21 protein-coding genes are annotated in these 21992 nt (G+C 66.7%); 10 read left to right on the forward strand and 11 right to left on the reverse strand.

The features are described from left to right. Positions 1-15 precede the first annotated feature (15 nt). The 3 genes from ACFWZ4_RS05425 to ACFWZ4_RS05435 all read right to left on the reverse strand — a co-directional run bounded on the left by ACFWZ4_RS05425 (position 16) and on the right by ACFWZ4_RS05435 (position 4891). Entirely contained in the window at positions 16-462 is a 447-nt protein-coding gene (locus ACFWZ4_RS05425) for a response regulator (protein WP_439703688.1), read from the reverse strand. After that, positions 459-2231, reverse strand: a complete 1773-nt coding sequence (locus tag ACFWZ4_RS05430; protein WP_439703780.1) for an ATP-binding protein — start codon at positions 2229-2231, stop codon at positions 459-461. The genes ACFWZ4_RS05425 and ACFWZ4_RS05430 overlap by 4 nt, the downstream gene beginning before the upstream one ends. A 392-nt stretch (positions 2232-2623) precedes the next feature. After that, the gene (locus ACFWZ4_RS05435) at positions 2624-4891 is read right to left on the reverse strand and encodes a GH92 family glycosyl hydrolase (RefSeq protein WP_439703689.1); all 2268 of its coding nucleotides are present in this window, start codon (positions 4889-4891) and stop codon (positions 2624-2626) included. Between the two features lie 142 nt (positions 4892-5033). On the opposite strand from ACFWZ4_RS05435, the gene ACFWZ4_RS05440 reads away from it, so the two are divergent. The 5 genes from ACFWZ4_RS05440 to ACFWZ4_RS05460 are packed head-to-tail and all read left to right on the forward strand — an operon-like array spanning position 5034 to position 11563. After that, positions 5034-6083, forward strand: coding sequence for a LacI family DNA-binding transcriptional regulator (locus tag ACFWZ4_RS05440; protein WP_439703690.1), 1050 nt, complete (start codon positions 5034-5036; stop codon positions 6081-6083). 20 nt (positions 6084-6103) lie between these two features. After that, positions 6104-7426, forward strand: coding sequence for a sugar MFS transporter (locus tag ACFWZ4_RS05445; RefSeq protein ID WP_439703691.1), 1323 nt, complete (start codon positions 6104-6106; stop codon positions 7424-7426). Then, positions 7423-8391 (forward strand): carbohydrate kinase family protein, encoded by a 969-nt coding sequence (locus tag ACFWZ4_RS05450; protein ID WP_439703692.1) that lies wholly within the window; start codon positions 7423-7425, stop codon positions 8389-8391. The genes ACFWZ4_RS05445 and ACFWZ4_RS05450 overlap by 4 nt, the downstream gene beginning before the upstream one ends. After that, a complete protein-coding gene (locus ACFWZ4_RS05455; RefSeq protein ID WP_439703693.1) occupies positions 8388-9599 on the forward strand; it encodes an AGE family epimerase/isomerase in 1212 nt (403 codons plus the stop codon). Before ACFWZ4_RS05450 ends, ACFWZ4_RS05455 begins: the two co-directional genes overlap by 4 nt. Positions 9600-9613: 14 nt before the next feature. Then, positions 9614-11563 (forward strand): M1 family metallopeptidase, encoded by a 1950-nt coding sequence (locus ACFWZ4_RS05460; protein WP_439703694.1) that lies wholly within the window; start codon positions 9614-9616, stop codon positions 11561-11563. An 86-nt stretch (positions 11564-11649) separates the two neighbouring features. On the opposite strand, the gene ligD is transcribed toward ACFWZ4_RS05460, so the two are convergent. Both ligD and ACFWZ4_RS05470 read right to left on the reverse strand, forming a co-directional pair. Beyond that, positions 11650-12579, reverse strand: a complete 930-nt coding sequence (gene ligD / locus ACFWZ4_RS05465) for a non-homologous end-joining DNA ligase (protein WP_439703695.1) — start codon at positions 12577-12579, stop codon at positions 11650-11652. An 85-nt stretch (positions 12580-12664) separates the two neighbouring features. Then, positions 12665-13621, reverse strand: a complete 957-nt coding sequence (locus ACFWZ4_RS05470; RefSeq protein ID WP_439703696.1) for a Ku protein — start codon at positions 13619-13621, stop codon at positions 12665-12667. Positions 13622-13730: 109 nt separating this feature from the next. On the opposite strand from ACFWZ4_RS05470, the gene ACFWZ4_RS05475 reads away from it, so the two are divergent. The 3 genes from ACFWZ4_RS05475 to ACFWZ4_RS05485 are packed head-to-tail and all read left to right on the forward strand — an operon-like array spanning position 13731 to position 15470. Further along, positions 13731-14348 (forward strand): YceI family protein, encoded by a 618-nt coding sequence (locus tag ACFWZ4_RS05475; protein ID WP_439703697.1) that lies wholly within the window; start codon positions 13731-13733, stop codon positions 14346-14348. Further along, positions 14335-14907 (forward strand): cytochrome b, encoded by a 573-nt coding sequence (locus ACFWZ4_RS05480; RefSeq protein ID WP_439703698.1) that lies wholly within the window; start codon positions 14335-14337, stop codon positions 14905-14907. Before ACFWZ4_RS05475 ends, ACFWZ4_RS05480 begins: the two co-directional genes overlap by 14 nt. Continuing rightward, a complete protein-coding gene (locus tag ACFWZ4_RS05485; protein WP_439703699.1) occupies positions 14904-15470 on the forward strand; it encodes a YceI family protein in 567 nt (188 codons plus the stop codon). Before ACFWZ4_RS05480 ends, ACFWZ4_RS05485 begins: the two co-directional genes overlap by 4 nt. A gap of 34 nt (positions 15471-15504) precedes the next feature. Here the strand turns inward: ACFWZ4_RS05485 and ACFWZ4_RS05490 are convergent, their stop codons facing one another. Beyond that, positions 15505-15735, reverse strand: a complete 231-nt coding sequence (locus ACFWZ4_RS05490) for a glutaredoxin family protein (RefSeq protein ID WP_439703700.1) — start codon at positions 15733-15735, stop codon at positions 15505-15507. Between the two features lie 76 nt (positions 15736-15811). On the opposite strand from ACFWZ4_RS05490, the gene ACFWZ4_RS05495 reads away from it, so the two are divergent. After that, complete coding sequence (locus tag ACFWZ4_RS05495; RefSeq protein WP_439703701.1) at positions 15812-17194, forward strand: L-serine ammonia-lyase; 1383 nt, start codon at positions 15812-15814, stop codon at positions 17192-17194. Between the two features lie 197 nt (positions 17195-17391). Here ACFWZ4_RS05495 and ACFWZ4_RS05500 read toward each other — a convergent pair whose 3' ends face one another. From ACFWZ4_RS05500 to ACFWZ4_RS05520, 5 genes are all read right to left on the reverse strand, one after another. Then, entirely contained in the window at positions 17392-18000 is a 609-nt protein-coding gene (locus tag ACFWZ4_RS05500; RefSeq protein ID WP_439703702.1) for a sensor histidine kinase, read from the reverse strand. Further along, positions 17946-18467, reverse strand: a complete 522-nt coding sequence (locus tag ACFWZ4_RS05505; protein WP_439703703.1) for a hypothetical protein — start codon at positions 18465-18467, stop codon at positions 17946-17948. Before ACFWZ4_RS05505 ends, ACFWZ4_RS05500 begins: the two co-directional genes overlap by 55 nt. Positions 18468-18745: 278 nt before the next feature. Next, positions 18746-19219: a group I truncated hemoglobin gene (locus ACFWZ4_RS05510; RefSeq protein ID WP_439703704.1), complete on the reverse strand. Its 474-nt coding sequence runs from the start codon at positions 19217-19219 to the stop codon at positions 18746-18748. 10 nt (positions 19220-19229) lie between these two features. Next, entirely contained in the window at positions 19230-20123 is an 894-nt protein-coding gene (locus ACFWZ4_RS05515) for a DUF3034 family protein (protein WP_439703705.1), read from the reverse strand. Between the two features lie 42 nt (positions 20124-20165). Continuing rightward, on the reverse strand, positions 20166-20570 hold the full coding sequence (locus ACFWZ4_RS05520) for a COG4315 family predicted lipoprotein (RefSeq protein WP_439703706.1): 405 nt from the start codon (positions 20568-20570) through the stop codon (positions 20166-20168). A gap of 327 nt (positions 20571-20897) precedes the next feature. On the opposite strand from ACFWZ4_RS05520, the gene ACFWZ4_RS05525 reads away from it, so the two are divergent. After that, complete coding sequence (locus ACFWZ4_RS05525) at positions 20898-21779, forward strand: alpha/beta fold hydrolase (protein WP_439703707.1); 882 nt, start codon at positions 20898-20900, stop codon at positions 21777-21779. The last annotated feature ends 213 nt before the right edge of the window (positions 21780-21992 follow it).

The following is a 21992-nucleotide window of genomic DNA, read 5'->3' on the forward strand; positions in this document are numbered from 1 at the left end:
GTCCAGCACCCGAAGTCATTCGTGCTCCGGCAACTGGTTGAGCACGGCCCAGAACCGGCCCAGCGTCCTCACGGCCTCGAAGAACTGGTCCACGTCCACCGGCTTGATCACGTAGGCGTTCACACCCAGGTCCCAGCTGCGCGCCAGGTCGCTCTCCTCGCGCGAGGAAGACAGGATCACCACCGGGATCAGATGCCACCGCTCCTCCTCCCGCAGACGAGTCAGGACCTCCAGACCGTTCATGCGCGGCATCTTGATGTCGAGCAGGATCACCGATGGGTCGACGTCCTCGCGACCCTGCCAGGGACCCCGGCATTGCAGGTAGTCCAGGCAGTCGACGCCGTCCTCCACGTGTACCACGGGGTTGGCGAGATTGGCTTCGCGCAGCGCGTCCATGGCCATCTCGGCATCGGCCATGCTGTCCTCGACCAGCAGTACCGGACCCAGGTGACGATTGTTCATGACACAAGCCTCGTGGTGCGCGCTTCGGCCAGTTCGGTGGCCGGCAGCGAAAAATGGAAACTCGCACCGCGTTCGGGTTCGGCCTCGGCCCAGACCCGGCCGCCATGGCGCGCGACGATGCGGCGCACGTTGGCCAGCCCGATGCCGTTGCCGGGAAACTCGGAGGCGCGGTGCAGGCGCTGGAACACGCCGAACAGCTTGCCGGCGTACTCCATATTGAACCCCGCGCCGTTGTCGGCCACCGTGAAGATGTATTCACCGTCGCGGTCACGGTTCACGTTGATGGCGATCTGCGCCACGTCGCGCCGGCCGGTGTACTTGACCGCGTTGCCGATCAGGTTCTGCCACACGGTGCGCAGCATGTTCTCGTCGCCGATCACGATCGGCAGCGGGCCGATGCTCCACTCGATGCGCCGCTCGCCTGCCTCCGACTCGGCCAGGGCACGCGCCTCGTCGACCAGCGACTGCGTGTCCACGGCCTGCAGCCTGAGCGCGCCGCGCCCCAGGCGCGAGAACACCAGCAGGTCGTCGATCAGCTGCGCCATGCGCGTGGCGGACGTGGAGATGACATCCAGATAATGGGCGGAAGTCTCGTCCAGGTGCTCGACCAGGTGGCGCTTGAGCTTGCCGGTGAAGCCGGCGATGTGGCGCAGCGGCGCGCGCAGGTCGTGCGACACGGAATAGCTGAAGGCCTCCAGCTCGCGGTTGACGTCGGAGATCTGTGCCACCTTGCCTTCGAGCTGGCGATTGAGTTCCTTCACCTGCTGCTCGACCAGGGCGCGCGCGGTGACGTCGCTGACGGTCAACAGCAGCACTGGCTGTTCGCCCTCGTGCTGCTGCAGGCGGCGCGCATTGACCATGACGTGACGGTCGATCCCGCCCACGGTGCGCTGGACCAGCTCGTAGTCCCACAGTTCGCGATCGTGCAGCAGCACGTCGCGCAGGCGCTGCAGCAGGGCGCCGTCGGTCCATGCGCCCTCGCCCACCTCCTGCAGCGGACGCAACTCGCGCTGTTCCTCCTGCGGCGAGCCATACAACTCGCTGAAGGCGGTGTTGACCAGCAAGGTGCACAGCTGCGCGTTGAGCAGCGCGATCGGCTCGCGCACCGCCTGCAGGATCATCTGCGCGCGACGCACCGCCTGGCTTTCGCGCGTCTCGGCGCGCATGCGGCGGGCGATCTGGCGTTCGGACACGAGCACGATGATCGACAGCAGCACGACCTGCGCGATCGAGGTGATTCCCAGCACCAGCGTACTTTCGAACGCGCTGCGCCGCGCATGCGAGCGGCGTTCCATCAGCACGGTGCCCTCGTTGCGCACGACCGTGTCGATCTGCTCGTCGATCGGGAACAGCGTGCCGGCATCGTGCAGCGCCGCGACCGCGCCGGCGCGGTCGCCGTGCTGGATACGCGCGAGGGCCTGCTCGAGCAGCGCCAGGCGGCCGTTGACCACGTTGCCCAGGGCGCCGATCGCGGCCTGCTGGGTCGGGTTGTCGCGCGTCATGTCGCTCAGCTGGCCGAGCAGCGCGGGCACGTCATTGCCGGCCTGGTGTGCCCTGTCGACCAGGCTGGGCTCCCTGGCGCCCTCCAGCAGGCGGAAAATCGCCGCCTCGCTGCTGCGGGTAACGTAGGCGATCCGGTAGGTGAGCGACTTGACCTCGGAGGAGTGCGTGACCAGCTGGCCCGCCTCCATCGCGTCCTCGTGGCTGGTGCGCGTGGCCAGGTAAGGCAGCAGCACGATCACCAGCACCGCGCACAGCAGCCCGACCATGCGCCAGCGCGGCACGCGCCAATGGTGCAGGCCGCGGCGAAGCTCGGGCAGCAGGGCGCGATGGCGGCTGGGCATGCGGGGAGGATTCCTCACGGCGCGTCGACCAGACGGAGCTTACGTCCTGTCGCCCCCGGCCGGTAAACGTGTAATGAAAGCCTACGGCGCGTTATAGGCGGGTGACGGTGGGCTCTGCTTTCGCTCGCCGACAGGAAGCGGCCTCAAGAACGCGCACCTCTACGCGTGTCTGGCTCGCCAGCGCTGCGGCTGCCCCTCCCCGGGAGGGGAGAGGGTTCAAGAGCGCTCAGGCCTGCGGGATACTTGGCGCCACACGTGCTCCCGCAAAGTGTCTGGCCAGCCCGCGCCCGGTTCTTCTTTCTCCAGACAGGAGAAGGTCACGGATGTACCGGCTGCGCCTGCATGCGGAAATGCAGTTCGCCGCCGGCAAGGATCTGCCCGTGTTGCAGGAAGGGCTTGCCCAGCGGCTTGCCATTCAGGGTGACCTCGCCGACGTAGGGATGCGCGTCGTCCAGCGGCGCGGCGCTGACGGTGAAAGCCTTGCCGTTGGTCAGGTGCAGCGTGGCCCGTTCGACGAACGGCCGGCCGATGGCATAAACGTCGCTCGCGGGCGTCACCGGATAGAAACCCAGCGCGGTGAACACGTACCAGGCCGACATCTGGCCCAGGTCGTCGTTGCCCGAGAGCCCGTCCGGACGCGCCGCATACTGGCTGTCCATGATCTGCTTGAGTCGCTGCTGCGTCTTCCACGGCGCGCCGGCGTAGTCGTACAGGTAGGCAATGTGGTGGCTGGGTTCGTTGCCATGGGCGTACCAGCCGATCAGGCCGGTGATGTCCTCCACGTGCTTGAAGTGCGCCGGGTCGACCTTGGCGTCGAACAGCGCGTCCAGTTTCGCCACGAACTTCGCGTTGCCGCCCATCGCCTCGATCAGGCCCGGCACGTCCTGCGGCACGTACCACGAATACTGCCAGGCGTTGCCTTCGGTGAAGTCGCTGCCGTAGCCGGCGGCCGTCGGATCGAACGGTTCCCGGAACTTGCCGTCGGCCAGGCGCGCGCGCATGAAGCCGGTCGCGGGATCCCAGGCGTTCTTCCAGTTGCCGGCGCGCTTGTCGAAGGTGGCGGCGACATCGTTCCGCCCCATCGCCCTGGCCATCTGCGCCAGCGACCAGTCGTCGTAGGCGTATTCGAGCGTCTTGGAAGCGCCCTCGGGTTCGCGGTCGATCGGGACATAGCCGAGCTTCATGTAGTCGGCCAGGTGGCCATAGGGCGCGTAGGTGGCGCTGGCGACCATGGCGTCGAGGGCCTTGCCCGCATCGAAGCCGCGCACGCCCTTGATCCAGGCGTCGGCGATCACCGGCACGGCGTGGTAGCCGATCATGCACCAGGTCTCCAGGCCCTGGTACGCCCACACCGGCAGGATGCCGAACGGGCTGGCCTCGCGCGCTGCGATGAGCGAGCGGACGAAGTCGCTGCTGCGTTCGGGATCGAGCAGCACCATCAACGGCTGCTGCGCGCGGTAGACGTCCCACAAGGACCAGGTCGAGTAGAACTCGTAGCCCTTGGCCTGGTGCACCGCGTGGTCGGGGCCGCGGTACTCACCGTTGGCGTCCATGCTGAGCGTGGGCGAGAGCATCGCGTGGTAGAGCGCGGTGTAGAACTGCCTGCGCACGGTCGCCGGCGCATCGACGTCGACCACCGCCAGCACCTTGTCCCAGGCAGCCTTCGCCTGCGCGCGCCGGGCATCGAAGTCCCAGCCGCTGCCGTCCGCGTCCAGGTTGGCGACCGCGTTGGCGGCGCTGACCGGCGAGATCGCCACCTTCACTTCCAGCGGCTTGACCAGCGTGCCGAAGTCGAACACGCCGACCAGCGCGCGGCCGTTCTGCGCGTCGTGGTCGACCGGCTGGTTGCCCGGTCCCTTGAACCCCTTGTAGGCGACATCGTTCTCGCGATCGTACAGCGTGCGAGCGGTGACCGGCTGGTTGAAACGCATGGCAAAGCACAGCTCGCGCCCCGGCGCCCAGCCGCGCGTGGTGCGGCAGCCGGTCACGGTGCCGTCACCGGCAGCCTGCAAGTTCGACCACAGCACCTTGCCCGGGTAGTCGTAGATGCTCGGGCGCAGGTCCAGCAGCAGGTGCGCGCTCTTGCCCGCGGGGAAGGTATAGCGATGCCAACCCACGCGGCGCCCGGCGGTGAGCTCGGCGCGGATGCCGTAATCGGCCAGGGTCACGGCGTAGTAGCCGGCCTGCTCGACCTCGGTGGCGTGGTCGAAGCGCGAGCGGTAGCCGCTACCGGGCTTGGCCGGGTCCCCCGGTTCCAGCTTCACCTCGCCGGCGACCGGCATCACCAGCACATCGCCCAGGTCCGAATGGCCGGAACCGGAGAAGTGCGTATGCGAGAAGCCCAGGATGCTGTCGTCGCCGTACTGGTAGCCGGCGGCCCACTTGTAGGCGTGCTTGAAGTCCGGCATCGCCGTGTCGGGCGAGAGCTGGATCATGCCGAAGGGCACCGTGGCGCCGGGAAAGGTGTGGCCGTCGCCGCCGGTGCCGATGCGCGGATCGACGTCGCCCGCGTGGCCGGTGGCGGCGAGCGCGAGGCCGGGCGAGAGGGCCAGGGCGAAAACCAGGCGGGAAAGGCGAAGGGCCATCTGAAAGGCTCCGTTTGGATCGTTCCAAATCCCAACGCTAGCAGCGCGCGCCGCGTAGCGCATGTTGCGCTGCGTGAAGCCGCTGGTGTCATGATCGGCTAGATTTGGATCGTTCCAAACCGCTTATTCCACCGGGTGCCCAATGGACAGCAACACCCCGCTCGGCCGCAAGGTCACCGTGAGCGACATCGCCGCCGGCTGCGGCGTCTCGCGCGCGACCGTCTCACTGGTGCTGCGCGGCAGCCCGCTGGTCAACAAGGACACCCGCGCGCGCGTCGAAGAGGAACTGCGCAAACAGAACTACGTTTACAACCGCGCCGCCGCCAACCTGCGCCGACGCACGTCGTCGTCGATCGCGCTGGTCATCAACGAACTGGCCAATCCGTTCTTCGCCGAATTCGCCGCGGGCGTGGACGACGTGGTGGGCGAGGCGGGAATGGTCACGTTACTCGGCTCGTCCAGCGAATCGCCCAAGCGCGAGCAGGCGGTGCTCGGCTCGCTCATCGAGCACGGACCCGGCGGCATCATCCTCTCGCCCGCCGAGGGCAGCGACGCCAGCCACGTGCTGGCGGCGGTCGGCGCGCGCACGCCGCTGCTCGTATTCAACCGCGAGCTTACCGGCGAACAACCCGAATACGCCCACTGGGATTCGCTGGCGCTGGACAACCAGCAGGGCGCGCGCGAGGCCACCGCGCACCTGATCGGGCAGGGTCACCGGCGTATTGCGTTTTTCGGCGGCCACGGCGATTCCTCGTCCTGTCGCCAGCGCCGCGCCGGCTATCGCGAGGCGATGAAGGCCGCCAAATTGCCGGTGGACCCGCACTGGGAAGTCGAATGCCTGCCCACGCGCCTGGATGCGGCCCGCTGCGCCGAGGCGCTGTTCGCGGCCGGGCCCGCGCCCACCGCGGCGGTCTGCTACAACGACGCCGTGGCGCTGGGCCTGATGCACGGACTGGCCGAACGCGGACTCACGCCGGGACGCGACTTCGCCCTCACCGGCTTCGACGACATCGCCGAAGCAGGGCTTTCCACCCCTTCGCTCACCACGCTCGCCGCCGCGCCACGTGCGCGCGGTCGACAGGCCGCGCAGATGCTGCTCGAGCGCCTGCGCGACCCGGAAGCCGAAACCCGGCGCATCGTCGCCCCCGTACGCCTGGTGATCCGCGCCAGCAGTTGCCCGCCCACCGCCTGACCAGGACTTAAGGAGTCCCCATGGCCATCATGCAAGCCCCCAACCGCCCACCCGCCGCACCGGCGGACGCGCCGCGCGAGCACTACACGACGTACCCGGCGGCGCTCGCCGTGGTTACCTCGATCTTCTTCATGTGGGGCTTCCTTACCTGCCTGAACGACATCCTGATCCCGCACCTGAAGGCGTTGTTCGAGCTGAACTACAAACAGGCGATGGCCGTCCAGCTAACGTTTTTCGGCGCCTACTTCCTGATGTCGCTGCCGGCAGGACGATTGGTCGCGCACCTGGGCTACAAGCTCGGCATCGTGGCGGGCCTGGCGATCGCGGGCCTGGGTGCGGCGGGATTCTGGCCGGCGGCGGGCATGCATTCGTACCTGGCGTTCCTGGGTGCACTGTTCGTGCTCGCCACTGGCATCACGGTCCTGCAGGTAGCGGCCAATCCTTACGTGGCGCTGCTCGGGCCCGAGCGCACGAGCTCCAGCCGGCTGACGCTGGCGCAGGCGCTCAACTCTTTTGGCACGTTCCTGGCCCCGCATTTCGGCGGGCTGTTGATCCTGTCGGTGGCGGTGAAAAGCTCGCTGGAGGTCACCCAGCTCTCGCCCGCCGAACAACTGGTCTACCGGGCACAGGAGGCGCAGGCGGTGCAGGGTCCCTACCTGGGCCTGGCCATCGCGCTGTTCGTGCTGGCGGTGCTGGTGTACCTGTTCCGCCTGCCCACGCTTGAGGAAGCCACCGAACAGGCCGACCGCGGACACCACACGCTCCTCGATGCACTGCGCATCCCGCACGTCCTGTTCGGCGTGATCGCGATCTTCTGCTATGTAGGCGCGGAGGTGGCCATCGGCAGCTTCATGGTCAATTACCTGTCGCTGCCGCAGATCGGCAACATGCACGAGACCACTGCCGCGACCTACGTGTCGTACTACTGGCTGGGCGCGATGATCGGCCGTTTCGCCGGTTCGTGGCTGATGACACGCTACTCGCCGCGCGCGCTGCTGGCCTTGTTCGCCGCGATCAACATCGCGCTGCTGGCGGTCACCATGAGCACCGCCGGCATGACGGCCACCTGGAGCATCGTGGCGATCGGCCTGTTCAACTCGATCATGTTTCCGACCATCTTCACGCTGGGCATCGAGCGGCTCGGGCCGCTGACCGAGAAGGCCTCCAGCCTGCTGATCATGGCCATCGTCGGCGGCGCGGTGATCCCGTTCGCCCAGGGCGCACTGGCCGACGCGATCGGCGTGCAGGCCGCCTTCATCCTGCCCGCCGTGTGCTACGCCTACATCGTGTTCTATGGCCTGCGCGGTTCGCGCATCGTCGGCGCGCCGCTGGAGGACCGATGAGCCGTCCCATCCTCTGCTTCGGCGAGGCGCTGATCGATTTCCACGCCGAGGGCGCCGGCGCGAACGGCTTTCCGCGCGCGTTCGTGCCCTTCGCCGGGGGTGCGCCGGCCAACGTGGCGGTGGCGGTGGCGCGGCTGGGCGGCATGGCGCGCTTTGCCGGCATGCTCGCGCAAGATCCGTTCGGCGATTTCCTGCTCGACAGCCTGCAACGCGCCGGCGTGGGCGTGGGCGACGTGGCGCGCACGGACGAAGCCAACACCGCGCTGGCCTTCGTCAGCCTCGATGCGCGCGGCGAGCGCAGCTTCAACTTCTACCGGCCACCTTCGGCGGACCTGCTGTTCCGCCCCCGGCACTTCCGTGCGGAGGCGTTCGACGGCCTCGCCGTCTTCCATGTCTGTTCCAACAGCATGACCGACCCGGACCTGGCCGAGACCACCCGCGAGGGCATGCGTCGCGCGCAGGCCGCCGGCGCGCTGGTGAGCTTCGACCTCAACCTGCGCCCGGCGCTGTGGCCGCGCGAGTCGAACCCGCGCCCGCTTGTGTGGCCGGCGCTGCACCTGGCGGACGTGGTCAAGCTGTGCGCCGAGGAGTTCGCCTGGCTGGCCGAGGACGGCGCGCTGCTCAATCGCCTGTGGCGCGGTCGTACGCGCCTGCTGGTGGTGACCGACGGCCCGCGGCCGCTGCGCTGGTTCCGCCGCGACGGGAGCGGTGAAATGCCCTGCCCGCAGGTCGAAGCGGTCGACACCACCGCCGCCGGCGATGCCTTCGTTGGCGGCCTGCTGTACAAGCTCGCGACGCTCGGGAACGCGGACGCCTTCGACGTGTTGTTGCGCGACGAGCCGGCCCTGCACGAGATGCTCGCCTTCGCCGCCGCCTGCGGCGCACTCACCGTCACCCGCCAGGGCTCGTTCACCGCGATGCCCGGTGCGGCGGAAGTCGACGCCTTCCTGGAATCACACCGATGACCACCCTGCCCGACTTCCGCAGCGAGAGCTTCCTGCGCGAGCACATCGCCCGGACCATGGCGTTCTACCACCCGCGCGCGATCGACCCGGCCGGCGGCTTTTTCCACTACTTCAAGGACGACGGCACGATCTACGACCGCAGCCATCGCCACCTGGTCAGCAGCACGCGTTTCGTCTTCAACTACGCGCTGGCGGCGATCGAATTCGAGGACACCGATTACCTCGAAGCCGCGCGCCATGGCCTGCGCTACCTGCGCGACGTGCACCGCGACCCCGTCACCGGTGGCTACGCCTGGACGATTGCCGATGGTCGCCCAGACGATCGCACCAACCACGCCTACGGCGTCGCCTTCGTGCTGCTGGCCTGCGCCAGCGCACTGCGCGCGGGACTGGTCGAGGCGGAACTGTGGATGGACGAGACATGGGCGCTGCTGGAGAAGCACTACTGGGACGCGGCGGCCGGCCTTTACCGTGACGAGGCCGACGCGAACTGGCAGTTCTCCTCCTATCGCGGCCAGAACGCCAACATGCACATGTGCGAGGCGATGCTGGCTGCCTACCAGGCCAGCAACGACGTGCGCTACCTCGACCGCGCGCTGCTGCTGGCCGATCACATGACCCGCCGCCAGGCGGCCAAGGCCGGTGGCCTGGTGTGGGAACACTACGACGCCGACTGGAATGTCGACTGGGACTACAACCGCGACAACCCGCGCCACCTGTTCCGCCCGTGGGGTTTCCAGCCCGGCCACCAGACCGAGTGGGCCAAGCTGTTGGTGATCCTCGAATCGCACCTGGCCGAGCGCGGCCGCGAGGAGCGCTGGCTGCTGCCGACTGCCCGCCACTTGTTCGACACCGCGCTGATGCGCGCATGGGATCCGAAGCATGGCGGCATCCACTACGGCTTCGCGCCCGACGGAAGCATCTGCGATCCGGACAAGTACTTCTGGGTGCAGGCCGAGTCGCTGGCCGCCGCGGCGTTGCTGCATGCCCGCACCGGCGAGGCGGTGTATGACCAGTGGTACGAGCGGCTGTGGACTTACGCGTGGCAGCATTTCGTCGACCACGAGCACGGCGCGTGGTACCGCATCCTCACCCACGACAACCGCAAGTACGACGACGAGAAGAGTCCGGCCGGCAAGGTCGACTACCACACCATGGGCGCCTGCCACGAAGTACTGGCACTGATCCGCGCGGGCAGCCAACCGTAAACAGGGGATTTTCGATGAAGGCACTTGCAGTCTGCATGACCGGCGCGCTGGCGCTGGCTACCACCCTCGCCGCGGCAGCCGATGCGCCGCGCTACGATCCGCTCCAGACCTTCGCGCCGTTCGTCTACCCTGATCCGGTCAACGCCTACCGCTCGGCCGACGGCAAGCCCGGCCCGCTGTTCTGGCAGAACCGCGCCGACTACACCATCGAGGCCACACTGGACCCGGCCAGCCGCCTGCTGACCGGCCGCGAGACGATCACCTACACCAACCACAGCCCAAGCGCGCTGGACGTGCTCTGGCTGCAACTGGACCAGAACCGTTACAGGCCCGATGCGCGCGGCGCTTTCACCAGCGAGTTTCCGACCGAGTTCACCAACGGCTACCAGATCGCCTCGGTCCAGGTGGAAGATGCCAGCGGCCGCCTGCAACCGGTGAAATGGGTCGTCTCCGACACCCGCATGCAGCTGCGCCTGCCCGAAGCGGTCAGGCCCAAGGGCGGCAGCGTGCGCGTGCACATCACCTGGAGCTTCACCGTGCCGGGCGAATTCGGCGGCCGCATGGACGTCAACGCCAGCAAGAACGGCGACATCTTCGAGATCGCCCAGTGGTACCCGCGCCTGTGCGTCTACGACGACCTGCGCGGCTGGGACACCGCGCCCTACCTCAACAGCGAGTTCTACCTGGAATATGGCGACTTCGATTACAAGGTCACCGTGCCCTCGGACATGATCGTGGCCGGCTCAGGTGAGCTGCTGAACCCGCAGGACGTGCTCACCGCGACGCAGATCAAGCGCCTGGACGAAGCCCGCCACAGCGACAGGACGGTGATGATCCGCACGCCCGCCGAGGTCACCCAGCCGTCCAGCCGCCCGAAGCAGGGCGGCACGCTGACCTGGCACTTCCGCATGCACGACACGCGCGACGTGGCGTTCGGCGCATCCAGGGCGTACGTGTGGGACGCCGCGCGCATCAACCTGCCGCACGGCAAGACGGCGCTGGCGATGTCGGTCTATCCGGTCGAGAGCGAATGGAGCCGCGCCACCGAGTTTCTCAAGGCCTCGGTCGAATACTTCTCGAAAGAATGGTTCGCCTATCCGTGGCCGGTGGCAATCAATGAAGCCGGCACTGCCGGCGGCATGGAATACCCGGGCATCACCTTCGACCACAAGCGCGCCAAGGGCGGCGGCCTGCACGGCCTGATCGCGCACGAGATCGGCCACACCTGGTTCCCGATGATCGTCGGTTCCAACGAGCGCCGCCACGCCTGGATGGATGAGGGTTTCAACACCTTCGTCGACATCTACGAGGACGAGGCTTTCAACCACGGCGAGTTCGCACCCAAGCGCGACGGCGAATACGCGCCGCACAAGGGCAACCCGGCCGACGAGATCGCCCAGGTGATCGCCGATCCGGACGCGCCGGCCCTGCTCAACGGTGCGGACGAGACGAGCGAGAAGTACCGCCACCCGATCAGCTACTTCAAGAGCGCCTTCGGCCTGGTGCTGCTGCGCGAACAGATCCTGGGGCCGGAGCGGTTCGACGACGCCTTCCGCAAGTACATCGCCACCTGGGCCTTCCACCATCCTTCGCCGTCGGATTTCTTCCGCTTCATGGAAAGCGAATCGGGCGAGGACCTGGGCTGGTTCTGGCGCGGCTGGTACCAGCACAACTGGACGTTCGACATGGCGGTACGCAAGGTCGAGCCGGTCGATGGCGGCTGGTCGCACGGCGCGGCGGTAACGGTGGCGAACCTGGACCGGCTCGTCCTGCCGAACACGCTGCGGCTGACCTATGACGACGGCAGCACGAAGGACGTGCGCGTGCCGGTGGAGACCTGGCAGCAGCATCGGCAGTACGTGGTGCGGGTGACCGGGTCGCGCAAGGTGGTGTCGGTGGCGCTGGATCCGGAACACGGGTTGCCGGAAGCCGACCGCTCCAACGACGTTTTGAAGGTGAAGTAGCCGGCAAATCGCCCGCATCCGCCTGTCGGCACCTTCCCCCGTTCACATGGGAAGGTGCCCGAAGGGCGAACGGGGGAAGCCTCCCTTCAGCCCTTCGGCAACCGCTGCTGCAACTTCGCCATCCCGTCCCACGGATCGGCCTTCAGGCTTTTCGCCCGCTCCAGCGCCGCTTGCATGCCGAACGCAGCGCCGCTCGCAACCTTCCCCAACTCTTCCCACCGCAGCGGCATCGCCACCGGCGCGCCGTCCCGCGCCCGCAGCGACCAGCTGCACACGCTGGTCGCCCCGCGCGCGTTGCGCAGCCAATCGATGAAGATCTTTCCTTCGCGCTGCGCCTTGCTCGCCGTGGCGATGTAGCGATCGGGCGCACGCTCGACCATCGCGTCGGCCACCCGCTCGCAGAAGTCTTTCACCGTTTGCCAGCCAGGCCCGCGCCGGAACGGCACCACCACGTGCAGTCCCTTGCCGCCGCTGGTGCGCACGAAGCTCGTCAACTGCATCCCGTCCAGCAGGTCGCGGATGCCGCGCGCCCCTTCCACCACCGCTTCCCACGCGACACCGGGGGCGGGGTCCAGGTCCAGCACAATGCGGTCTGGCGAGTCGGGCTTGTCCACCCGCGAACCCCAGGGATGGAACTCGATGGTGTTCATCTGCACCAGCTGCAGCAGGCCCTTGCGGTCGCGGATATAGACGTAGTCGTCCTCGCCACCGCCCTTTTCCTCCAGCGGGATGGGACGCACGCTGGAGCCAAGCTTGGCGGCGTGGTGCTTCTGGAAGAAACACGCGCTGTCGGTGCCGCCGGGGCAGCGCACCATCGACAGCGGCCGGTTGATCAGCTCGGGGAGGATCCAGTCGGCGACCGCCGCGTAATAGGCGGCGACCTCACCCTTGGTGATGCCGTCGTCCGGATAGACCACGCGCGCGGGATGGGTGATCCGGACGCCATCGACGTCGACGGGTGTGTCGGCGCGCGACCGGCTGCTGGAAATCCCGGTGGATTGTTCGCGTGCGCTCACGTGTTTCGCCGCCTCGTGTGTAGGAGCGCACCTGTGCGCGACCGTGATGTCTCCCAGTCGCGCGCGGGTGCGCTCCCGCCGGGAGTCATCCGGCCTTGCGCCCCTTGCGCGTGGCAGTGGCTTTCTTGGCGGGGCTCTTGCGCGAGGCCTTCTTGGCCGCCGGTTCGGCCTTCTTGGGCGATGCCTTCTTCGCCGCGGGCTTCTTCTCCGCCTTCTCCTCGTCCTTGCCCTTGGCCGGCGTGCGCTGCTTGCCCTCGATGCTCTTCTTCAAGAGCGCCATGAAATCGACCACGTTGGTGGTGGCATTGGCGTGCGCGGGCTCCTCTTCCTCCAGCGTGGTGGTGACGCCCTTGCTCTTGAGTCGCTGCTCGATCACCGCGGTCAGACGCTCGCGGAACTCGTCCTTGTATTTCTCCGGCTCGAACTTGCCCGACATCGACTCGATCAGCTCGCCTGCCATGTCCAGCTCACGGTCGCTGATGCGGTACTCCGAGGCCGCCTTGTCCGGCAGCGCGTATTCCTCGGCGTCGACCAGTTCCTGCGGGAAGCGCAGCAGGACCAGCATCAGGGCCTCGTCCTGCGGCATCACCGCGCAGAGGTATTCACGGGTGCGGATCACCACCCGCGCGATGCCGATCTTGCCGGTGCGCTTGAGCGTCTCGCGCAACAGAACGTAACCCTTCTCGGCCTTCTTGCCCGGCACCAGGAAATAAGGCTTCTCGAAGTAGGCGGGGGTGAGCTGGCCGGCATCGATGAAGGTGTCGATCTCCACCGTTTCGTGCGCCTCGGCGGCGGCACTGCGGATGTCCGATTCCTCCAGCACCACGTAGTTGCCCTTGGAATATTCGTAAGCCTTGACGATGTCCTTCCAGGGCACCTCTTCGCCCGATTCGGCGTTGACGCGCTCGTAGCGCACCGGCTGGTTGTTGCGCTGGTCGAGCATGCGGAAATGCAGGTCGACCTTGCGCTCGGCGGTCATCAGGCGGATCGGGACGTTCAGCAGCCCGAACGACAGCGTGCCGGTCCAGATGGGGCGAGCCATGGCCTACCTCCATAAGTGGCGGGGCCTGGAGGTTTGACACGCGGCGCGTGCATGAAACGCCAAGGTTTCCCGCTGGCACCCACGCCAACGATCCTCCAGACTTGGCCTGATGAGCGCCCCGCCCGCCACCGCCCGCCTGCTTGCCTGCGCCGCCCTGCTGTGCCCGCTGGCGGCCGGCGCGTCGGAGCACCGGTACCACTACGACACGGTGCACAGCCAGATTCTCTTCAGCGTGAGCCACGACGGTTATTCGCGCCCGTTCGGACGGCTGCACATCGCCCGCGGCTGGCTGCGCTTCGACCCGGACGACTGGAGCCATGCCGCCACGGCCCTGGACATCGACCTGGCTGGCCTGGACATGGGTGACGACGACTGGAACCAGGCCGTGCTCGAACCGCGTTTTCTGGACGCGGCCAAGGCGCGCTACGCCCATTTCGCCAGCACCTCGGTCGAGCGCAAGGACGACAGCCACGGCGTGCTGCATGGCGAATTGACCCTGCGCGGCGTCACCCGCCCCATCGACATTCCGTTTACGTTCAACCGCCAGGCGCGCACCATCTTCGGCCTGCACACCGTCGCCGGATTTTCCGCCACCGCCATGCTCGACCGCACCGATTTCGGCATGACTGCCAACCAGGGCTCGATCGGCCAGCACATTTCCGTGTGGCTGGAGATCGAAGCCATCCGCGAGGACCGCAAGCCGGAGAGCACCGATGCTGCGCAATGACGAGTGGCGCTGGGGCGCCGTCGCCAAGTTCTTCCACTGGACGATCGCGGTGCTGATCCTGGGCAACGGCGTGTTCGGCCTGCTGATGGACCTGGCCCGATCGCCGATGCAGAAGGTCAACTGGATGGCCCTGCACAAGTCGATCGGCCTGACCGTGCTGGCGCTGTTCGTGCTGCGCCTGCTTTGGCGCGCGTTCAACCGGCCGCCACGCGAACTTCCGGCACCGCGCTGGCAGCTGTGGGCCGCGCGCGCGGTGCATGCGGTGCTGTACCTGCTGGTGGTCGCCCTGCCGCTTTCGGGCTGGTGGTTCAACTCGGTGCGAGGTTATCCGCTGCAGTTCTTCAAGCTGTTCAACCTGCCCGCGATCGCGGCGAAGAACCCCGACCTGCGCCGGCTGTCGCACGAAGTGCACGAGTACCTGTTCTGGGTCCTGCTGCTGGTGCTCCTCGCCCACGTCGGCGCGGCGCTCAAGCACCACGTGTACGACAACGACGACGTGCTGCGCCGCATGTGGCCGTTCGCCCGCCTCCGCCTCGGCTCCAAAGGAGATGAAGCATGATCCGACCCGCCTTGGCGCGCCTGGCTGCGCTGCTGCTCGGTCTCGCCCTGCCCATGGCCGCCTCGGCGACCGATTACCGCGTGCTGCAGGACCAGAGCACGCTCGGCTTCACCGCGACCTTCCAGGGCGCGCCGTTCCAGGGCAGCTTCGCGCAGTGGCATGCGGCGATCCGGTTCGATCCGGCGCACCTGGCCGGCTCGAAGTTCGACGTCACGGTGGACACCACCAGCGCCAGCACCGGCGATGCGGATCGCGACGGCGCGCTGCCTGGTGCAGATTTCTTCAACGCGACCCGTTACCCGCAGGCGCATTACGTGGCCACCGAGTTCGTCCAGGCCGGCTCGCACGTGATCGCCCGCGGCCAGCTGACCCTGCGCGGCGAGGTCCATCCCCTCAACCTTACCGTGACCATCACCCCACAGCCGGGCGGCACCACGCTGATGGACGTCAGCGGGACCCTCCAGCGGCTGGCTTACGGCGTAGGCGGCGGCGAATATGCCGATACGTCGGTGATCGGCAACGACGTGACCGTCAACGCGCACCTGGTGCTCGCCCCGAAATAGAGCCCCTGCCTGAAGCCACGGGAGCAGGGCGTGGCTAGCCGCCCACAAGCGCCCGCACGGCCGCCGCGTCGAACGGCCAATCCAGCTCCCGCCCGTCCCGCGCATCGCGCAACACCGGCACCCGCGTGCCGTAGCGCGCCTCCAGCGTTTCGTCGTCATCCACCCACACGCTGTCGAACTCCGGCGCCCGCGCCTCGGCGAGTACGGCGAGCGCCTGGTCGCACAGGTGGCAGTAGTCGCGCTGGTAGAGAACGAGGTCGGCCATGCGGCGGCGAATGGACTGCCAAACGTGAAGGGGGCGCGTAGAATAACGGGTTCTCCCCGTTCACCGCAGCGCACCCATGGCCGTCAGCGTTTTCGACATCTTCAAGATCGGTATCGGACCGTCGTCCTCGCACACGGTCGGACCGATGCGCGCGGCTGCCCGTTTCGGCGAACGCTGGCTGGAAGAGAAGGGCGTGCTCGAGCGCGTCGCCCGCGTGCGCGCCGAGCTCTACGGTTCGCTGGCGATGACAGGCCGGGGCCACGGCACCGACAAGGCGGTGCTGCTGGGCTTCGAAGGCCACCATCCGGACACCATCGATGCGGACCTGATTCCCGACATCCTGGCCCGCATCCGCGCCGACGGCCGGCTGCGCCTGCTGGGCAGGCACGAGATCGCCTTCGACGAGAAGGCGGACCTCGTCTTCAACAAGCGCCAGAAGCTGCCCTTCCACACCAACGGCATGCGCTTCACCGCCTACGACGCTGCCGGCAACGAGCTGGCCACGCGCGACTACTATTCGGTGGGCGGCGGCTTCGTGGTCAACCAGGACGAGGCGGCCGAAGACCGCATCGTCGCGGACACCACCGTGCAGCCCTACCCGTTCTCCAGCGGCGACGAACTGCTCGCGAGCTGCGAGCGCCACGGCCTGACCATCGCCCAGCTGATGATGGCCAACGAGAGCGTGTGGCGCCCGGAAGCGGAAACCCGCGCCGGCCTGCTCACCATCTGGAAGGCCATGGCCGACTGCGTCTCGCGCGGCCTGCGCTCCCCCGGCACCCTGCCCGGCGGCCTGCACGTCGCCCGCCGCGCGCCGGCGATGGCCGAGGAGCTGCGCAACCAGCCCGAGGCGGCGCTCAAGGACCCGCTTACCATTCTGGACTGGGTCAACCTCTACGCACTGGCCGTCAACGAGGAAAACGCCGCCGGCGGCCGCGTGGTGACCGCGCCGACCAACGGCGCCGCCGGCATCGTGCCCGCCGTTGGCCACTACTACCTGCGCTTCTGCCCCAAGGCGGACGAGAACGGCATCGTCGACTACCTGCTGACCGCCGCCGCCATCGGCATCCTCTACAAGGAAAACGCCTCGATCTCCGGTGCCGAAGTCGGCTGCCAGGGCGAGGTCGGCGTCGCCTGCTCGATGGCCGCCGGCGGCCTCACCGCCGCTCTGGGCGGCAGCATCTGGCAGGTCGAGAACGCCGCCGAGATCGGCATGGAACACAACCTCGGCCTCACCTGCGACCCCATCGGCGGCCTGGTGCAGATCCCCTGCATCGAGCGCAACGCCATGGGCTCGGTCAAGGCCATCAACGCCAGCCGCATGGCGCTCAAGAGCGACGGCAAGCACCGCGTCAGCCTGGACAAGGTCATCAAGACCATGCGCGACACCGGCCGCGACATGAAGGACAAGTACAAAGAGACAAGCCGCGGTGGGCTCGCGGTCAACGTCATCGAGTGCTGACCGCCTGATCGCCCTGCCCTGGAAGGCCAGGGGCGGAGCCCACCGAAACCCATCGAGTAGAACGGTGCACGTCCGCACCGCGTAAAGCATCCGTGCTGGCCCACCAGCCTTCCGTTGGTCCGCTTCCGGCCATGAACGGACATCGGACATCTGCCAAGCCGCACCCAGCGGCATCGGCTTTGACGCGTAAATAGTGGTTAGCCGAAGACCGCTGCCTGGGCTTGCCCCGATAGGTGCGGCGGGGCAACCCACAGTGGCACGCGAATTTGCACTTGGACACCTGAAGGCGGATAACGTCGCTCGACCTTGCCAGTACTTAGCAGCCCCATATCGATCAACCGCGAGCCGAAACCCTTTCGGATAGGTAGTGCGACGATGGGGCCGCCCGCCTCGCACCAGAACATCAGCAGTTCGTCTGCTTCAATACGCCAGCGCAGCGTGACGCTGCCCTGCGGCACTGACAGCGCGCCGTACTTGACGGCGTTGGTGTCCAGCTCATGCAGCACCAGCGATAGTCCCACGGTCGCCTTCTGGCCCAGCTGCACCTCAGGACCGTCGAGGTCTATTTGGCGACCGTAAACCGCCAGCAGCGCCTCGGCCGTCGTGCGAATCGATGTGGCGCTCCAGTATTGCCGTTGCAAAACACTGTGGGCCGCGGACAGCGCCATGAGCCGCGCATGAAATGCTTCCTTCTCCTCGGCATGGGTAAAGGTGCGCGAAGCGATTGCCTGGACCGAGGCCAGTGTATTTTTTAGCCGGTGTGCGAGTTCGTTCCGAAGGACGTCTGACTCGATCCGGGCGCGCACTCAAACGGTCGTTTCCATGACCGTATCCATGAAGCCACCGACGCGTCCATCGGCGTTGTGCGCGACGCGGGACTGGATGAGACGGTGGCGCGCATGGCAGTCGAGGCGCGCGAAAACCAACTGGCGCGCTTGAACCACATTTGGGACCGCCAAGCCGGGCGACGAGCTGGGCGGGCCCAAGCGTCGCGGTCGCGACGTCGGCGATTGGACTCTTCGACGAGCGCGAGCAACCGCGTGATCGTGTCTTGCTCGTAATCAGTCACCGTAATCCACAGCGTGGGAAGCGCCCGGGTTAAGTCGGCACGGACATCCCGTTGGTATACCCCGCCAGGGCGCTTGTCGAAGGATCGTAGGGCCACGTAGGAACGAACGCCGGTGGTCGCGGCAACGACAGGATAGCGGTCCATCAGATCCGGTGTCAGATCCTGCACAGCAACGTACAGGTCATAGTCGTTCGTGTACTGCATGTTCGTTCTCGTGCCCGGCACACGCCCGTTTCAAAGAGTTTTCCTACGGCTCGAGCTATTCATACCAGATCATTCGCGCTGTCTTCGACTCGACCTCACGGCGCGGATTGCACTCGATCTCAGGTTGGCTGTAGATGATGGCGGCGGTTCGGTGCTCGCTTCCACCTCGGTCGGTGGCTCTTGGCGAGCACCGTGAGGGCACGCCGCCACGACGCGAGCATATGAACTAGCGAGCAGCCTTGCAGACGGAGTGGGTTACGGCGGTACCGTCCCGGCACCTACTTGGTCACCACCTCGCGGTGCATAGGCGCCAGCTTGGCGAGCAGCTTGTTTTGAGCGCGGAAGGGAATGCCGTGTTTGTCCATCGCCTTCTGAAGGTCTTCCACCAGCGCATTGAACTGACTGCGCCGGATGTCCAAACCGCGATGCACTTGCTCCATGTTCTTGCCCGTGTAGGTGCAGGGGCCGTCGAGAATGACGCAGAACTGGTCGACCAACTCGCCTTTGACATGCGCCCGATCGACGTTGGCAAAGAATGGGCGCGTGCGTGGGTCGGCCATCAGGTTGACCATGAAATCGTCGATCAGTGCGGTCAGGCCCGCCTTGCCGCCGAACTCGTCGAATACCGGTTTGAGCGCCGCGTCGCGCGGCGCTGGGTTGGCTACCGGATGAGTGACTGATGGGGCGACCTGTGCCTGCGCGACACCGACAACTAGAGTAAAGAACAGGGGGAGAAGCGTCTGTTTGATCATGGCGTGTTCCTTAGAAGCCGAGTTGGACAGAGGCATAGAGGCCGCGCTGGCGATCCTTGATCACGATGTTGCCGAGGTTGGCGTAGGCCAAGGTCAGCGAGACGTGCTTGGTCGGAGCCCAGGCGACGAACGCGTCGTACCAATCGTCTTCCTTGGCAATGCCCAGGTTGTCCGGCTTCGCGCGGTACTCCGCGCCGATCGCCCACTGGCGACCGAGCAGGTAAGCCACCGAGGTTTCCAGCTCGGCCCGGTACTTATCCTGCCTGTCACCCCCGAAACCCAGAATGCCGATCTGGTTTGCCTTGGTGAAACGCACCGTGGCGTCGACCAGCAGGCTCTGTGCCAAAAACAGCTTGGTCGCGCTGATGTAGTAGTCGGTGCCTTGCGACCGCTTGGCACCGACAAACTTGACGATGGCGTCTTGATTGTTCTTCTTGTACTGGGCACCGATCGCCACCTGCGGCAGCCAGCTGTCTTGCTCGAGAACCGCATCGCCGAACAGCCGGACCTTCACACCGTAGACGTCCTGCCGGAAGGTGAAGCCGCGACCGAGCCCCAGCGCCGCGCCCACTTCTTCGGTGTTGAAGCGCTGCTGCGCGTAGGAGAGCTCCATTCGGTTGTATAGGCCAACCATGACGCCGGCGTCGTCCAGGTGGTAGTCGGGCAGGCTCACGCGCGTGTAGAAGGCGTTCGCGCCGATCTGGTCACGCGTGCCATAACCTCCGATCACCGCCCATGGCGTCAGGCCGCCTCCCGCTGCACCCTCCACTTGGCTGACGCCGCCAGTAAGGAGCAGTTTGCCACCGGTCCCAGCCCTGTCGGCCATCGCCAGACCTGGCAGCGCCAATGCGGCGAGCAGCCCTGAGCCGAGCACGGTGGCCCGGATCCGATTTTGCTTGTGCATGAAGTCCCCTGTGTTGGCGCACGAACGCGCTGTCGGTAGCGTTTACGGCTGCATGGTGAAATTGGATGCGCCTGCATTAATCGCCAGGTGCCACGTGCCGTTGACCCCGTCACCGCGCTTATCCGTCCCGGCGACATCGCTGGCGTATCGGTACAGCGGATGGCCGTGCCAAGCCCACTGGCGACGGCCGTCGACGCGCGTGATCACACTGAATCCATTTGGCGGTGACACGGCGGCCGGCGCCTCAAAGGGCGGCCAGACAACCGCACACGCCCCCGTGCAGACGCTCTGCCCGTCGGTTACATCAGCGTCATAGACGTAGAGCGCGCGCCCGCTGCCGTCGATCAACCATCCTTGCCCGTTACGGCCTGGCAGCGTCTGGGCGGCGACTGCCGTCACGATCGCGAGCGCGCCGGCCACCACGCCTAGCTGCCTGTACTTGTCCATGTCCCATCTCTAAGTCGCAGTCGATTGCTGCCTGCCCTGTACGTGCCAGGTGGCGGCGCGGATGCGTGGAGGCGTGGATCCCTGTGTCTGGCTAGCGATGTGCCTGCTGCGACGAAGCCTGAGCGAGCGGCTGACACCCTGCAGTGCAGGCGAACGGGATCGCGGGAGTCCCTCGATCTGTGTTCACCCCCCTACCACCGCCCTTCTGGGAAGGTATACCGATCCTAAGGTTGACGACTCGCCCGGGTAATGCCGTGCGGTCGTACATGCCGCCCGCGTTGATGACGATCCGCGTCAACCATTCATCAGACACAAGGAGAACTGGCTATGCGCACCATGCATCGCATGCTGTTTGCTGTGGGCCTAATGCTGCTGGCCAGCGCCGCCATGGCACAGATTCCCACGGGCGAAGGCACGCTCGATCGACCCGACGGTGCTCGAATTCACTACCAAGTGTCGGGCCACGGGCAACCGATTTTGTTGATTCACGGGTATCCGCTATCGGGCGAGTTGTTTGCAAAGAACCGAAAAGCGTTGGAGCAGCACTACAGCGTCATTACGATAGACCAGCGCGGGTATGGGCAAAGCACGGCACCGGACGCCAATGCGACCATCAAGACCTATGCACAGGATGCACTGGCGCTGCTGGACAAACTCCATGCCACGAAGGCGATCATTGGCGGGATGTCGATGGGCGGTCCCATCGCTCTGGAAATGTACCGTGAGGCGCCGCAACGTTTTGCCGGCCTTATCCTGATCGACACGACGGCCAAACCGGCTGGCCCGCCGGAAGCGGGCCTGTGGAATGGCGTGGTCACACTCGTGCAGGACAAGGGCGTGGGCGCGCTGCCGATGGTGCTGACCAAGGACATGCTCACCGGCCAAACCCGACTGCACGATACGGCGCTTGTTCAAACCCTGAACGCGATCGTGCTGAAGGCGTCCAAGAACGGCGCCCTGGCCGGCGCCAAGGCGCTGGCCAATCGCCCCGACTCGCAGCCGACCTTGGCGACGATCAAGGTTCCAACGTTGGTTATTGTCGGTGTCGAGGACACCATCTATCCCACCGATATGGCCAAGGCGATGCAGGAGGCGATTCCTGGTTCTCAGCTCGTAATGATTCCTGGCGCCGCTCATGCCGCGGTGATGGAACAGCCGGCTCAAGTGAATGAGGCGATCCTAAGCTGGGCCCGGCGGATCCAATGGTGATACCGGGTCGCAAGAGGGCTCTAGCGCTGTGCCCACGCGGCGGCGCTAGAAGGTCGCGCTCTCGGCGGGCCCCGTCCGTTCGAGTGCCGTCCCAGAGACTGGAGAGCTCAGGACTCGGCATCTAGGTTTCAGCCAAGGGCGGGTGCGCACGGCTAGCATCCATTGCGCGACCCCTTGCGTGCCGATGGGAACGCGGCGCGCCACGCTTCAAGA

Origin of the sequence: Frateuria sp. GZRe12 (assembly GCF_051900535.1) — a bacterium.
In the GTDB taxonomy this organism is placed as follows: domain Bacteria; phylum Pseudomonadota; class Gammaproteobacteria; order Xanthomonadales; family Rhodanobacteraceae; genus Frateuria_A.

What these genes read in the sequence shown, in the direction of transcription:
- ACFWZ4_RS05525 (WP_439703707.1), top strand. Translation starts at nt 20,898, where the DNA reads ATGCGCACCATGCATCGCATGCTGTTTGCTGTGGGCCTAATGCTGCTG.
- ACFWZ4_RS05460 (WP_439703694.1), top strand. Translation starts at nt 9,614, where the DNA reads ATGAAGGCACTTGCAGTCTGCATGACCGGCGCGCTGGCGCTGGCTACC.
- ACFWZ4_RS05430 (WP_439703780.1), bottom strand. Translation starts at nt 2,231, where the DNA reads ATGGTCGGGCTGCTGTGCGCGGTGCTGGTGATCGTGCTGCTGCCTTAC.
- ACFWZ4_RS05495 (WP_439703701.1), top strand. Translation starts at nt 15,812, where the DNA reads ATGGCCGTCAGCGTTTTCGACATCTTCAAGATCGGTATCGGACCGTCG.
- ACFWZ4_RS05510 (WP_439703704.1), bottom strand. Translation starts at nt 19,219, where the DNA reads ATGATCAAACAGACGCTTCTCCCCCTGTTCTTTACTCTAGTTGTCGGT.
- ACFWZ4_RS05520 (WP_439703706.1), bottom strand. Translation starts at nt 20,570, where the DNA reads ATGGACAAGTACAGGCAGCTAGGCGTGGTGGCCGGCGCGCTCGCGATC.
- ACFWZ4_RS05505 (WP_439703703.1), bottom strand. Translation starts at nt 18,467, where the DNA reads ATGCAGTACACGAACGACTATGACCTGTACGTTGCTGTGCAGGATCTG.
- ACFWZ4_RS05440 (WP_439703690.1), top strand. Translation starts at nt 5,034, where the DNA reads ATGGACAGCAACACCCCGCTCGGCCGCAAGGTCACCGTGAGCGACATC.
- ACFWZ4_RS05450 (WP_439703692.1), top strand. Translation starts at nt 7,423, where the DNA reads ATGAGCCGTCCCATCCTCTGCTTCGGCGAGGCGCTGATCGATTTCCAC.
- ACFWZ4_RS05490 (WP_439703700.1), bottom strand. Translation starts at nt 15,735, where the DNA reads ATGGCCGACCTCGTTCTCTACCAGCGCGACTACTGCCACCTGTGCGAC.
- ACFWZ4_RS05475 (WP_439703697.1), top strand. Translation starts at nt 13,731, where the DNA reads ATGAGCGCCCCGCCCGCCACCGCCCGCCTGCTTGCCTGCGCCGCCCTG.
- ACFWZ4_RS05480 (WP_439703698.1), top strand. Translation starts at nt 14,335, where the DNA reads ATGCTGCGCAATGACGAGTGGCGCTGGGGCGCCGTCGCCAAGTTCTTC.
- ACFWZ4_RS05445 (WP_439703691.1), top strand. Translation starts at nt 6,104, where the DNA reads ATGGCCATCATGCAAGCCCCCAACCGCCCACCCGCCGCACCGGCGGAC.
- ACFWZ4_RS05470 (WP_439703696.1), bottom strand. Translation starts at nt 13,621, where the DNA reads ATGGCTCGCCCCATCTGGACCGGCACGCTGTCGTTCGGGCTGCTGAAC.
- ACFWZ4_RS05425 (WP_439703688.1), bottom strand. Translation starts at nt 462, where the DNA reads ATGAACAATCGTCACCTGGGTCCGGTACTGCTGGTCGAGGACAGCATG.
- ACFWZ4_RS05435 (WP_439703689.1), bottom strand. Translation starts at nt 4,891, where the DNA reads ATGGCCCTTCGCCTTTCCCGCCTGGTTTTCGCCCTGGCCCTCTCGCCC.
- ACFWZ4_RS05455 (WP_439703693.1), top strand. Translation starts at nt 8,388, where the DNA reads ATGACCACCCTGCCCGACTTCCGCAGCGAGAGCTTCCTGCGCGAGCAC.
- ACFWZ4_RS05485 (WP_439703699.1), top strand. Translation starts at nt 14,904, where the DNA reads ATGATCCGACCCGCCTTGGCGCGCCTGGCTGCGCTGCTGCTCGGTCTC.
- ACFWZ4_RS05515 (WP_439703705.1), bottom strand. Translation starts at nt 20,123, where the DNA reads ATGCACAAGCAAAATCGGATCCGGGCCACCGTGCTCGGCTCAGGGCTG.